This window comes from Blautia sp. BIOML-A1 (genome assembly GCF_009883055.1).
Lineage (GTDB): Bacteria > Bacillota > Clostridia > Lachnospirales > Lachnospiraceae > Blautia_A.
Window position 1 is genome coordinate 65,180 of the sequence record NZ_WWVR01000005.1, and the last position, 13,668, is coordinate 78,847.

The 13,668-nt window shown below is 46.0% G+C and carries 11 protein-coding genes and 1 tRNA gene; 1 reads left to right on the top strand and 11 read right to left on the bottom strand.

Annotation, left to right across the window (positions count from 1 at the left end; all coding sequences use genetic code 11):
• Nucleotides 1-54: 54 nt before the first annotated feature.
• A complete protein-coding gene (locus GT674_RS04070) occupies nucleotides 55-690 on the bottom strand; it encodes a signal peptidase I (RefSeq protein ID WP_161284552.1) in 636 nt (211 codons plus the stop codon).
• A 98-nt stretch (nucleotides 691-788) separates the two neighbouring features.
• Complete coding sequence (locus GT674_RS04075) at nucleotides 789-1,529, bottom strand: DUF3825 domain-containing protein (protein ID WP_192925977.1); 741 nt, start codon at nucleotides 1,527-1,529, stop codon at nucleotides 789-791.
• A gap of 454 nt (nucleotides 1,530-1,983) precedes the next feature.
• Between GT674_RS04075 and GT674_RS04080 the strand changes: the two genes are divergently transcribed.
• On the top strand, nucleotides 1,984-2,853 hold the full coding sequence (locus GT674_RS04080) for a homocysteine S-methyltransferase family protein (RefSeq protein ID WP_161284553.1): 870 nt from the start codon (nucleotides 1,984-1,986) through the stop codon (nucleotides 2,851-2,853).
• Between the two features lie 89 nt (nucleotides 2,854-2,942).
• On the opposite strand, the gene GT674_RS04085 is transcribed toward GT674_RS04080, so the two are convergent.
• The 9 genes from GT674_RS04085 to glgB all read right to left on the bottom strand — a co-directional run bounded on the left by GT674_RS04085 (nucleotide 2,943) and on the right by glgB (nucleotide 13,634).
• Complete coding sequence (locus tag GT674_RS04085) at nucleotides 2,943-4,082, bottom strand: DUF362 domain-containing protein (RefSeq protein WP_161284554.1); 1,140 nt, start codon at nucleotides 4,080-4,082, stop codon at nucleotides 2,943-2,945.
• Nucleotides 4,075-5,706 (bottom strand): phosphoenolpyruvate--protein phosphotransferase, encoded by a 1,632-nt coding sequence (ptsP, locus tag GT674_RS04090; protein ID WP_161284555.1) that lies wholly within the window; start codon nucleotides 5,704-5,706, stop codon nucleotides 4,075-4,077. Before ptsP ends, GT674_RS04085 begins: the two co-directional genes overlap by 8 nt.
• Nucleotides 5,707-5,727: 21 nt before the next feature.
• On the bottom strand, nucleotides 5,728-6,762 hold the full coding sequence (locus GT674_RS04095; protein ID WP_173901903.1) for a polyamine ABC transporter substrate-binding protein: 1,035 nt from the start codon (nucleotides 6,760-6,762) through the stop codon (nucleotides 5,728-5,730).
• Between the two features lie 140 nt (nucleotides 6,763-6,902).
• Entirely contained in the window at nucleotides 6,903-7,694 is a 792-nt protein-coding gene (locus GT674_RS04100) for an ABC transporter permease (protein WP_161284556.1), read from the bottom strand.
• Nucleotides 7,691-8,545: an ABC transporter permease gene (locus tag GT674_RS04105; RefSeq protein WP_161284557.1), complete on the bottom strand. Its 855-nt coding sequence runs from the start codon at nucleotides 8,543-8,545 to the stop codon at nucleotides 7,691-7,693. The genes GT674_RS04100 and GT674_RS04105 overlap by 4 nt, the downstream gene beginning before the upstream one ends.
• On the bottom strand, nucleotides 8,542-9,633 hold the full coding sequence (locus GT674_RS04110) for an ABC transporter ATP-binding protein (protein ID WP_161284558.1): 1,092 nt from the start codon (nucleotides 9,631-9,633) through the stop codon (nucleotides 8,542-8,544). Before GT674_RS04110 ends, GT674_RS04105 begins: the two co-directional genes overlap by 4 nt.
• A gap of 2 nt (nucleotides 9,634-9,635) precedes the next feature.
• Nucleotides 9,636-10,967 (bottom strand): amidohydrolase, encoded by a 1,332-nt coding sequence (locus GT674_RS04115; protein ID WP_161284559.1) that lies wholly within the window; start codon nucleotides 10,965-10,967, stop codon nucleotides 9,636-9,638.
• A gap of 244 nt (nucleotides 10,968-11,211) precedes the next feature.
• A tRNA-Thr gene (locus tag GT674_RS04120) sits at nucleotides 11,212-11,284 on the bottom strand.
• 103 nt (nucleotides 11,285-11,387) lie between these two features.
• Entirely contained in the window at nucleotides 11,388-13,634 is a 2,247-nt protein-coding gene (gene glgB / locus GT674_RS04125) for a 1,4-alpha-glucan branching enzyme (RefSeq protein WP_161284560.1), read from the bottom strand.
• Between the last annotated feature and the right edge of the window lie 34 nt (nucleotides 13,635-13,668).

A 13,668-nucleotide genomic window follows, 5' to 3' on the forward strand; every position in this document is an offset into this window, starting at 1 on the left:
TACTCCTTTCCAGTTTGTGTTATTTATATCCAGTTCCGTGTGGCACGTTCAGAACTAAATATGCTTTTCTTTCTCTGCCCGCAGAGTTTCCAGTTCGGTCCTGAGGGCGTCTGCCGCTTTCTTTTCTGATCTTTCGTTTCTCCTGCGGCAGATCGTATCACAGACAACCATCAAAAGGATCGGACAGATCACACAGAGTATCATTCCCTGTGTGGTCTGCAAAAACATGGCTGCACTGCCAAGTCCTGCAACTCTGTGCCGATAGATTCCTACCAGATTTTCTGCCGGAACAAGTGCCTGATCTTCTGTATTGTTGGCGTCACCCTTTGTCACCCAGGCAAGGTTTCCGTCTTCATCCTTCGTGATCTTTCGGACACGATGTGTTACTACACTCCTTCCATTGCCGGCCGGATCAAAGAACGCGATCACATCTCCTTCTCTGACCTTATCTGCCTCTCTGGTACGGCAGACGATCAGGTCTCCTGACTGGATCTGTGGATACATGGAATCTGTCAGGACGATCATCGGTATGATTCCACCGATTCCGGGCACTTTCTCCATATTTGTAAGGCTTTTGAAGATCAGGATACAATTCATACTCAGAATAAAAATCAAAATGCCGCTCAGAACAATGCCTGCTGCATTTCCAACCTTATGTATCACTGATCGCTTTTCTCTTTGTCTGTTCATTTGCTCATCTCCTGTTTTGTACGGATTCGATAGTATCTTGTTACTTCTGATTCAGATATAAAATACAGCTGTTTTTCATCCCTTCCGGGATATTACTATTACGGACACAGCCAGCTGCTGTGGATCTTGGCCAGCAGTCTCGCATTGTGATACGCCATCTTAAGGGTGAGACAGGTTCGTCCGAGATATTTTTTGCCATCTTCTGTCTTGACGCAGGCAAGTGCCAAATCTGCTCTTGCCGGATCCTGCAGACAGACCGGAATGAGAAACTGAATATTATGATCATAATACTGGGGAATTGCGGTGCGATAATCCGCCTCCAGCATTCGTTTTGTCTGCCGGAGTGCACCGTCAAAGAGAGGTACTTTCATGACACTGTTCCTGATATTTTCCGGAAGACGCTGATTGTTTTCTGTTTCCTCAAAAATATGTTCATACTGGGGAATGATATCAAGTCCTGTATCAAAGATAAGTTCTGAAGGGTCCTGTACATACTCTGCTCTCTTTGGCAGACTGTCAATCCCCGATTTCAAAAGATAATACTCTGTATAAAATCCTTCCAGAAACCATCTCTGCCTGTCCGGCACCTGATTTGGTATAAAATATACATAGACGGGCTGATAGTATCGATTAAATAATCCTGTATTGAAAATCGCATAATTCTCTGTTTCCAGTATTTTTCCTTCTTCATAAACCCTCTGAAAAGTATGTTCCAGATAGCCCTTGAGGATACCGTTGTCTTCTGTGCCGCCAAAACTCCATTTCTCCGGAACGATCCTGGAGAGATTTTGTATCTGCCGATTATAATTTCCGCAGTACGTATAATCGAATAGATTCATGCTGCCTCCTTATGAAATTGTATTATTGTGATTCTGTAACTGTTCACAGGTAATATCCCGCGAGGTGTTTTGCCATGAATATGGCAAAATCCCGAGACATATGGGGCAAAATGCCATCACCGAAGGTGATTTGGAATGCATTTTGACCAAGTTACTGCGAACGGAGTGAACAGTAACGTGATTCTGATTGGTTTCTCACTACACACAAAAATGAGAATCCCTTTATATATAATATTTATTTGGGAAATTTACCGGCAGAACTGCCGGACAAAGATTATAATAAAAAAATAGCACAGACCAGCCAAAACGGCAACCTGTTTTCATCTACAAATATCGACATTTGCAGATACCCATGTTATAATAAAAAACTGAAATAAGCACTTCCGACGGAAATGCGGAGCTTGCCAGGTAAGTTGCTTATACATTTTATTTTTTCATCAAGGAGGCAACCAACATGACAAAAGAACAATTCCGTAAACTGACCGAAAACATCCTTCTTCTCGATGGTGCCACAGGTTCCAATCTTATGGCAAGCGGAATGCCCAGAGGAATCTGCACGGAAACCTGGGTGATCGAACACAAGGAGATCTTTCAGGAGCTTCAGCGTGCCTATATTGCAGCAGGAAGTCAGGTTATTTATGCTCCGACTTTCGGGGGCAACCGTATCAATCTTGCCAAGCACGGGCTGACGGACCGGATTGAAGAGATCAACCGCACACTGGTCGGATATTCCAGAGAACTTGCCGGAGACGGAGTCTATGTAGCCGGGGACATCACAACTTCCGGTTCTTTTATCACCGCTGACGGCGACTATACTTATGATGACGCTTTCAAAATGTATCAGGAACAGGTTAAGATCCTCGCAGATGCCGGCATCGATCTGATCGCGGCCGAAACTATGATCAATATCGAAGAGACCCTCGCAGCTGTAGATGCTGCAAATTCTGTATGCGACCTTCCGATCATGTGTACTATGACTGTTGAAGCGGATGGAAGTATCTTCAGCGGCGGCAATGCTATCGAAGCGGCAGTTTCGCTTGAGGCAGCCGGTGCAGACGCCGTTGGTATCAACTGCTCTGTCGGACCGGATCAGCTTGTATCCGTTGTAAGAAGTATTAAGGAAAATGTCTCTATTCCTGTCATTGCCAAACCAAATGCAGGCATGCCGACGATTGATGATAAGGGAAATGCCGTGTACAGCATGAATCCAGAGGATTTCGCTTCCTACATGAAGATTCTGATCGAAAATGGTGCATCCGTTGTCGGAGGATGCTGCGGTACTACCCCTGCATTTATCAGAGCACTGCATGATTCCATAAGATAATATCGGCAAAAAGTCCCCTGCACAGACTGCGGATTCCTTTCACAGCCCATACAGGGGACATTTTCTTTATAAGATATATACTGAAAATCTTATTTTACATGAATTGCCTTCTCCGGGCACATTTCCTGACAGCAGAAACACCGGATACATTTTTTGTAATCATAGACTGGCGGATTTTCCCTTCCGTTTCTGAAATTCACAGCCTTTTCCGGAACCGGACAGCTTTTGATACAGATGCCGCAGCGGATACATTTATCTGGCTGGATATATGGTTTTTTCTGAAAAATATTCAGAGCCTTTGCGAGACGCTCCCACATACCGGACCGTGCCACTCTCCTGTCCACATCAAAATATGGATTGCCATACTGGGCAGTCGCATTTCCCATGGTGATCGGACCATTCGGTGTGAGAATCTCAATCTCTTCTTCCTTCCATGTTCCAAGTCCCATTTTTTCTCCGTGATAGTTTGTCGGCACCATCTCCGGCTTCAGATGGATCAGGTGACAGAATACACTGTCCAGTGCCACCGGATCCTGCGACATCAGCATTACATTCATCGGTGCCGGTTCGCCGGATCCCGGTCCATTGCCCTCCATCGCAACAATTCCATCCATAATATACAGACGCGGCTTTACATACTGGTTTAGATCCACCAGCATCCTGGCAAAACTATCTGCACTCGGATACAGGGTGTGTCCTTTTGCCTTGTGAAATCCATAAACAAATCCATAACTGTTCTTAACTGCACCTGTAATGCGTTCCAGAGCATGCGTCTTCATTTTGCACAGTGAAATCACACAGTCCCTGTCCAGAAGCTCCTTAGGAAGAACAAACTCCTTCGCTTGGATTCCCTTCGGGTTCTCTACATGAATCCCCTTTGTATAATCAATTGCCGGAATATCAAACTTCTCCAGATAAGTGTCCATTCCTGTTCCATGGATCACCTTACTGGTCGTTCCGTTTCCGCAGGAATCTGCCAGTACGATATCCTGATATCCCTTTTCCCGCATCAGTCTGGCAAACATACCAACGACGGTCGGATGTGTGATGACTGCCTTGTCCACTTCTGCTTTCTTAAGAAGATTCGGTTTCAGCAAAATTGACTCATTTTTATCTATAATACCTTCAATTCCACCCAGAAGCTCCAGACCGAGTTCCAGATTCTCATAAACGAGTTCTTCCCTGTAGGAATTACAGGGAAGAAGAATTACTTTGCTTTTTTTATTCATAGTTACCCTCTCCGAGATCTGTTGCACGGATCGCCTTTCGGACCGGAAGGATACACGCCGGTACAACAGACAGGAAATCAACGCCCATTCGGAGGAAGGTTTCTGTCAGTTCCGTATCTGCTGCAATTTCTCCACAGATTCCCGCCTGACGGTTTTCCTGATGGGCAGCTTCCACTACCATTTTGATCATACGCAGGACTGCTGGATGATGATCGTTATATTTATCCTTGAGCAACGGATTCTGTCGATCCATGGCAAGTGTATACTGTGTCAGGTCATTTGTTCCGATGCTTAAGAAATTTACTCTCCTTGCAAGTTCCCGGCTGATCATAACTGCCGCCGGTGTCTCGATCATGATCCCTGTGCGGATGTCGCGATAAGGAATCCCCTTCTCATCAAGTCCTTCCTTAACCTCACGGATGATCTCCTCAATCTGATCCATCTCCTCCTCCGAATCAATCATCGGATACATCATCGCAAGATTTCCATAGGCACTGGCACGATAGATTGCACGAAGCTGTGCCTTAAACATTCTCTTACGGTCCAGACAGAGACGGATACCTCTGTTTCCCATGATCGGATTTGTTTCTGATGGAATATCCAGATAAGAAGCCTGCTTATCAGCCCCCAGATCGGCTGTACGGATTACTGCCATACGCTCGCCCATTGTCTCTGCCAGCTTCTTATACGCATGAAAAAGTTCATTCTCTCTTGGATAATTTTCTCTTCCAAGGTACTGAAACTCACTTCGAAGAAGTCCGATACCCGACGCTCCGTAAAAAAGAACGCTGCTCAGATCACTCATGTTGCCGATGTTGGCATACAGGCCAATCTTTCTGCCGTCTTTTGTCTCATCCTTCTGGCTCTTGAGTTTGAGAAGTTCTTCTCTTTCTTTTCTGTCTGCCTCCAGACGGATCTCATATTCCCGCTTGATCTCTGCATCCGGATCCAGGTACAAAGTTCCCGTATAACCATCTACGATCGCGGTCATGCCATCCCACTCATCATCCGGTGCAATATCCACCAGAGTCGGGATCTCCATGGTCTTCGTCATGATAGAGGCGTGTGAGACAGCTGAGCCATGATGCATGACAACCCCGAGAAGCTTCTCTTTGTCCATCTCCATGATCTCTGTCGGTGAAAGTGCCTCCGCAACAAGGATCACCGGTTCTTCTCCCAGATTTATGCGAATTGCCGCACCTCCAAGAATCTGGATCAAACGATTCGAAATCTCCTGCATATCTGAAATTCTCTTACGGATCACTGGTTCCTCCAGATTGCGGAAGGTCTCCACCAGTTCATCACGGTTTGTCATAACTGCATAAGCAGCATTGACTTTTTCATTGGCAATGCTGCTCTCGATTGCTCTCTGAAAACTTTCGGAGTCCAGAAGCTTTGCCTGGTCAAGGAAAGTTCTGGCCTCCTGCTCATTCAGAGATTTATTGGTTTCGTACAGCTCTCTGAGTTTACTGACTGCCTGTTCTCTGGCTTTCTGGAAATCATCGATTTCTTTCTTGATATTGCTGACCAGACATTGGCGTATCTGATATTCTCCTCTGCTGTAATATAAAATTTTACCGATGGCAATTCCCGAAAAGGTAGCGACACCTTTGTAGATTTCCATCCTGCTTCCCCCTTGTTTTTATCAGTTGCAGGCAGCCTTGAATTCTGTCCAGTTCTTATTGTAGGCTTCATCTGCCTCTGCACTGATGTTTTCTACTGCTGATCCCTCTGTGACAGAATCCGGGACAACAAGATCCTGATTCTCAAGCAGGGAATCTGCTGCTTTGTTTGTGCAGTAATATCCGATGTAGTCGAAACATTTTGCTGCGTTTTCCGGCTGAAGAATGTAGTCCATGAACTGATATGCCTCATCCTTGTCCGGTGCCTGGCTTGGGATAAACATACCCATAACGCCAAATCCAAGTCCCTCTTCCGGATAAACAACCTTGAGATCCGGATTCTCCTGAAGGGCTGTTGTTACCTGAGATGTATAAAGGAAGGCAACACTTGCTTCCCCATTAAGAAGCGCATCCTGTGTATTGTCATCCTGAATCAGACGCACGTTTGGTGCTAACTCCAGAAGCTTCTCCCCTGTTTTGGCGATATCATCTGTATTCTGGTCATTAAAGTCCTGGCCAAGAGCAAGATTTGTGATACCGTTGAGCACACGGTAATTGGCAGTCAGGGCAATGCTGTCCTCCAAAGAGGCATCCCAGAGGTCATTATAGCCTTTGATATCAATGTCCACCAGCTCCGGATCGTAAACGATCAGCGGAATGCCTGCACCGTATGGTGCTGTATATTCATCGTTCGGGTCATAAAACTGTCCCTGATAAAGCGGATTGATGTTTTTCCAGCCTGTCAGCTTAGATGTGTCAAGCTTCTCTACCAGACCTTCCTCGATTGCTGTCTGGATGATATAATCGTCTGCTACAATAACATCATAATCTCCGCCCTTTGCCATGGAAAGCTTCTCCAGCATGTTTTCATCTGTATCAAAATTGGAATAGACAACCTTGATACCTGTTTCTTCTTCAAAGCCGTCCAGAACTTCCTGTGGGAACATATTCTCCCATGTGTAAAGTACAAGTTCTTTGGAGTCATCTGCCGAGACAGAAACTGCCAGTGTCGGAACCACAAGTGCCGCACATAATGCACATACCACTAATTTCTTCATAATTGTTCTCCTCTTCTTGTCTTTCATGTTACTGTCCATTTTGTTCGCAGTAACATTAGCTGTAAACAGTTACTCATTATTTACTTTAAACCTCAGACAGGTTTAGTATAGCTTACTTTTGTTGCATTGAAAAGAGTTTCTTAATTATTTTTCTGATTTCTTCCGGTAATTTTCCCAATTGCTGTATAAATAAGCAGAATCAGGATCGTTACTGCCAGCATGATCGTACAGAGTGCATTGACCTCCGGCGTAACACCGGTCTTTATCTGTGTGTACACCTTGATCGGCAGGGTGGACAGTCTCGGACCATTGATAAAAATACTGATGACCACATCATCCATGGACATTGCAAATGCCAGAAGTGAACCTGACATTACCGCCGGCATGATGAGCGGAAGGATGATATCCCAGAAAGCCCTAAAAGGTCCCGCTCCAAGGTCTCTGGCTGCCTCCTCAAGAGACGGATCCATTCCCGCCAGACGCGCCTTTACTTCCATAAGAATATATGGTACACAGAACACTGTATGCCCGATCAGCAGTGTCAGCATGCCGAACGGCAGATTCAGCATATAAAAAAATGCCATCATAACCATACCGAGGATGATCTCAGGGATCATCAGCGGCAGGATAGAAATATATTCCAGAGCTCCCTTTGTCTTCCAGTGAATCCTGGAAAGTCCCACTGCCCCAAGAGTTCCGATCACAGCTGATACCAGACAGCTGACCACACCCAGGAACAAACTGTTTCCAAGCGCCTCGATCATGGCACTGTCTGAAAAAAGCTGCTGATACCATTTCAGCGAAAAGCCGGTAAAACGTACCGGAAGTTTTGATTCATTAAACGAGAATACGATGACAACTGCGATCGGCAGATACATCAGTACAAAAATCAGTCCAAGGTAAAACCCGGAGAGTTTTGAATTTTTTTTCATCCCACACCCTCCAATTCTTTTGCATTTGTAATTTTACGGTAAAGCATGATCATCAGTGTCGTCAGGATCATGAGGACCACCGCAAGAGCTGCTGCAAACGGCCAGTTACTTCCTCTTGTCATCTGTTCCTGGATCAGACTTCCCACAAGTACGATCTTATTTCCGCCCAGAATGTCTGCGATGAAAAACAGTCCCATGGACGGAACAAACGTCAGGATCACACCGGACAGCAGACCCGGAAGTGTCAGTTTAAAAGAGACTGTCCAGAACGCCTTAAACGGCTTTGCCCCAAGATCTCTGGCTGCCTCGACCAGTGACCAGTCCAGCTTCTCCGCACTGGAATATACAGAGAGGATCATAAACGGAAGCAGCACATAGGTCATACCGATCACGATCGCCGGATAGCTGTAGAGAATCCGAAGCGGCTTGTCGATCAGTCCCAGACTTTTGAGTGCATGGTTCAGAAGTCCCTTTGTCTGAAGGATGATCATCCATCCATAAAGCCGGATCAGGGAATTCACCCAGAATGGCAGCATCAGAAAGATCATCGCACGTTTTTTCCATTTATCGGAAAGCTTTGCCATAAAATATCCAAACGGATATCCGATCAGACAGATGAACAGTGTACTGGTCAGTGCCAGCTTAAAGGAACCCGTAAATGTCTGCATATAAACAGGATCCAGTATCTTTTTATAATTTTCCAGAGTAAAGATCCACTCCACTCCATGTCCGGCCTTTGGCTGTGCAAAGCTTAAAGCCACCATATAAAGCAGCGGACCTGCCACAAAGATGATCGTAAAAATATACAGCGGCAGGATCATCCAGACAGCGCCGGATTTCTTTTTCTTCATGATTCTGCCCCGCTTTCTTTTTCAACATCTACCAAAACTGCATTTTCTGGTTCAAAGAAACAGGTCACATTCTGTCCCGGCTGCACACTGGCGTCAATACCATACCTGCTCGCGATCACTTCTGTTCCATCCGTAAGTTTTAATACAACCCGGAGAAGTCCTCCTGCAAAGCTCTTTTCGACAACTTCTGCCAAAAGTCCCCTCTGACAGCTCTCATCCAGAACAATATTCTCACTGCGGACTGCCAGTGTGACAGGAGCAGCCTTCGCAGGGGTATTTCCATCTGCTGCCGCCAGCACACTGCCTCCTGCAAGACTTACCCGCACCTTATCCCCTTCCAGCTCTTCAGCCTTTCCCTTAAGGATATTTGCATTTCCCACAAAGGTAGCCACATAACTGGTTTTGGGATGGTTGTAGATTTCATCCGGAGAACCAATCTGCTCAAATGTTCCATGATTCATAACGGCGATACGGTCAGACATATTGATCGCTTCTTCCTGATCATGGGTGATATAGATAAAGGTGATCCCAAGCTTCTTCTGCAGTTTCTTAAGTTCAAGCTGCATGATGCGGCGAAGCTGGAGATCCAGTGCCCCGAGAGGTTCATCGAGAAGAAGAACCTTCGGATTATTGATCAGGGATCTTGCGATTGCTACTCGCTGCCTCTGTCCTCCGGAGAGCTCGGATGGTTTCCTCTTCTCATAACCCGGAAGCTGCACCAGTTCCAGCATCTGTGATACCCGCTTCTTGATTTCTGCTTTCGGGACTTTCCTGAGTTTCAGTCCGTAGCCGATATTATCTGCAACTGTCATATGCGGAAACAGTGCATAATTCTGAAATACCGTATTTACATCTCTCGCCTCCGGCGGAAGAGCGGTCACATCCCTGCCATCCAGAAACACCTGACCGGAATCCGGCATTTCCAACCCTGCAATAATACGAAGAGTTGTTGTCTTGCCGCATCCGGAAGAACCCAGAAGTGTGATGAATTCTCCCTTTCCAATAGAAAGGCTGATTTCCTTCAGAACGGTTTCATCCTTAGAAAAGGACTTCCTGATATTTTTTAATTCCAAACATGTGTCTGCCATTTTTATTCTGTCTTTCCTCCTGATGTTTTATTTTTGTCTGTCTGCTGCCGGATATAGTCGGTATAGCTTTCTCTGTCAAAGACAGGGGTAAAGTCCTGACATATCTTCCCTGCCTCTTCTCCGCCATTTCTGAGAAGCTTATATACAGTCAGTGCAAGCAGCTTCGCCGGAAGGATATATGCCTTTTCCGGGTCCGTGATCCTGAAATCCGCTCCATGAAGTCGTCCCTCAAATCCCTTAAAGGTAAAATTCACGACCGGAAACAGATGACTTAAATCTCCCACGTCCGTGCAGGCATTGTTAAAATCGCCCCTCTGTACCGTGCGATAGGTAAGCTTCAGATCGTCTGCTGCTTCCATAAGTGCTGCATCTGCTGTTCGCGGAAGGATCGGCATATACCCCTGAAGGATTTCTCTCTCGATTCTGCCGCCAAACGCATAGGCTGCTCCGTCATAAGCGCGGTTGACCATATCCGTGATCTCCTCCAGCTTCCCAAGCGAGGCTGCCCTCACCTTCGTTTCTATCACAGCCTCATCCGGCACACTGTTGATGACATCACCGGCCTTACGGATCACATTGTGAAGACGCACATGATCTTCCTCGCGAAAAGTCTCTCGCATCAGCCCCATCATCTGGATCGCACTTGTCGTAATGCTCAGGGCATTCACTCCATTCCACGGATCAATGGCTCCATGTGCCGCTTTACCCCGGACAGTAACACGTTCGGCACTGTAACCGTTGCACGCCGGATTTCCCAGGTAAAAATCCTCCTCAACAGGAACCATATGAACATGTGTCGTGAGTACAATATCTGTATCATCAAAAACTCCCGTTCGGATCATCTCACTCTTGCCGCAGCAGAATTCTGTTCCTTCTTTCTGAAGACGGACACGTTTATCTGCATCAATATATTCCTCAGCAGGAACTGCAAGAAAAGAAAGGCTTCCGCCAAGCTCTTTCTGGATTTCTGTATCTGCCAGTGCCGCTGCACAGCCTATCATTGCTGCCATCTGTGCGTGATGCCCGCAGGCATGTGCCACACCGGTGACAGGATCCGACACAGGATGTGCCTTACAGCCGATTGCATCCATCTCTCCGATGATCGTCAGATGCGGGCCTTCTGCAGGATGACTGTCACCACGTACACCAGTCCGTGCAAGATGCTCCGTCACCTCATATCCCAGCTGTCTGAGACACTCTGCTGTTTTCTGTGCTGTCCGTATTTCTTCAAATCCCGGTTCCGGATGTGACGCGATATCTTCTGCAAAATTTATGATCTGCTCTCTGTATGCATCAATTCTCTGAAGAATCTTTTCTTCTGTTTTATCTAACATTTGTTTAACATCCTCTCTTGATATCCTCTATGTCCATCAAAATCTGTACAGCTTTCTCAGGTATAGAGTATGGATCAAAAGCCTTCACTTTCATAAGTTAATACGTTATAAAAGCAATAAACCTTTATCCCCTTATGATAACATAAATTTTCAGCAATGCAAGCACTGAAAAATCACAAAAAAACCGCCGGATAACGCAAAAATCCGGATACTCTGTTCAAAGTATCCGGATTCAATAATGGTAAGCTGGAAATGAGACTCGAACTCACGACCCCTTCATTACGAGTGAAGTGCTCTACCGACTGAGCTATTCCAGCCTGTGCCTGAAACACAACCATTATTATACCTGATTTTTCAGAAAAATCAAGAACTAATTTTAATTTTTATTATTGTATCTGTGAACAGCTGGAATTCTTTCTCTCACGCTGTTTCCTTTGCTGCAGTTTTTCTTGTTTTCTTCTCTGTGGCAGCCGGCTTCTTCACAGAAGCCTTAGATGATTTCCGGGCAACACGCGGTTTCTTTGCTGCCGGTTTTTTTTCGGTTTTTTTGACCGGTGCGGAAACTGCCTCTTTCTTCTTAGTCGGAGTACAGGAAAATACCGTCACACCAAGTGCAGGAACCTTAAGCTTAATGGAATATTCTCTCTCATCGCACTCATCCTGCTTACAGGTTTTTGCTCTTGGATTGACAATTCCCTGACCGCCATATTCCTTTGCATCACTGTTAAAGATTTCTTTATATTTGCCATAGAATGGAACGCCAACCTGATAGTCCTCATAAGGAACAGCCGCAAAGTTACATACTGCAAGAAGTGTTTCTTCCGGCTTATCCGTCTTACGCATAAAGGTGAGGACATTCTCTTCATATTTCATAAGCTGGATCCACTCAAAGCCATCATACTCATCATCCTTCTGAACCAGTGCCGGATGGGTGCGGTACAGCTCGTTGAGATCATGGATATATTTCTCCATTTCTGCCGGAACTTCCCTGCCCGGTGACATCATCATACATCCCGGGTGCAGCATCATATAGGCATAGGCTTCACGGATCTGACTCAGCTTCTGTGCATCATCTCCCGGAAGCTTCTCCATAAATTCAGCAAGCGTTCCCGCCTCACGGCTTCCAAGAGGAAGTACATAATGCTCACAGTACGCATAAAGCATGGACAGCGTAAGCTGATCATGGACATATTTTCTCTCGATCGGATCTTTGGAAAGATATGCAAGAAAATCTCCTGCCCAGTTATTATTCCATTTATAATCAAAGCCGATGTTATCATCCTCCACACTTCCGGTGAGTTCAGACCAGAGGCCATCTTCCTGTGCGATCGTAAGCGTTCCCGGAAGCTTTTTATCCAGAATAGAATTCAGATGCTTGAGAAATTCCACCGCTTCCAGATTTTCATTTGAGCCGTAGATATTAGGTTTCCACTGTCCGTATTCCTTTCCAAAATCAAGATACAGCATGGAATCCACATCATCCAGTCTCAGTCCGTCTGCATGATAAACCTCCAGCCAGTAAAAAGCATTTGCAAGGAGAAAATCTCTCACCATCGGACTTCCGAAATTATACAGAAGAGTTCCCCAGATCGGATGGATCGCCATAGACGGATCCGGATTCTCATAAAGAGGTGTTCCGTCAAAAAGCTCCAGTCCGCCCTCGACCCTCGGGAAATGAGATGGTGTCCAGTCAAGGATCAGTCCGATTCCTGCTTTGTGAAGCTCGTTAACTGTCTTCTGGAAATCCTGCGGCATACCAAATCTCCTGGTCGGTGCATAATATGCAAAGGTACTGTACTCCCCGGCCTCATCATCCAGATATTCCATCACAGGATGAAGTTCTACATGCGTGTAATTCAGTTTCTTCACAAACTCAACAAGTTCTTCCCCGTCCTTCCAGTCTGTCAGAGAGGTCTCATAGATGGAAACTGGCTGTTTACGGTCAGCGAATTTCTTACGTCCTGCCATCCATTCTTCATCTTCCCACTGGAAGGCTCCTGTATCTGCCACAACGGAAGCACCTGCCGGCGGGACCTCTGTACAGGCAGCATATGGATCAGATTTCAGCTCTATGCGGTTTCCTTTGAGCTTCAGTTCATATTTATAGATATCTCCGACCTTCACACCTGGGATAAAAAGTTCAAAAATACCCGACATTGGCATTCGGTGCATCGCATGGCGTCTTCCGTCCCATTCATTGAAATTGCCGACCACACTGACGCGCACTGCATTCGGTGCCCATACGGCAAAGCTTGTTCCCTTAACACCATTGATCTCCATCGGATGTGCACCCAGCTTCTCATAGGCATGATAATAAACGCCCGCGCAGAATGCCTTCTCCTCTGCTTCTGTGATCTGTCCTGCAAATGCGTAAGGATCCGAAAACTCCTGAACTTCTTCTCCTCTGGTAACGCGATATTCATATTCCGGGATCTTTCTGCCCGGGATCATTGCTGCAAAATATCCCGCCTCATCTTCTTTTTCCATTTCATATTTACGGGATCCGACCAGAACCTCTGCCTTATCTGCCTCCGGAAAAAATCCCTGGACCAGAACACCGTCTGTGGTCAGACGCGGAGCCATGACATCCTTCGGGGATGCTTCTTCTCCATATACGATTGCTTCAATCCTCGGCCAGTCCATATACTCATATGCCTTGCTTTCCATCTTTACTGCCTCCATTCCGAGATGCCGCTGTCAA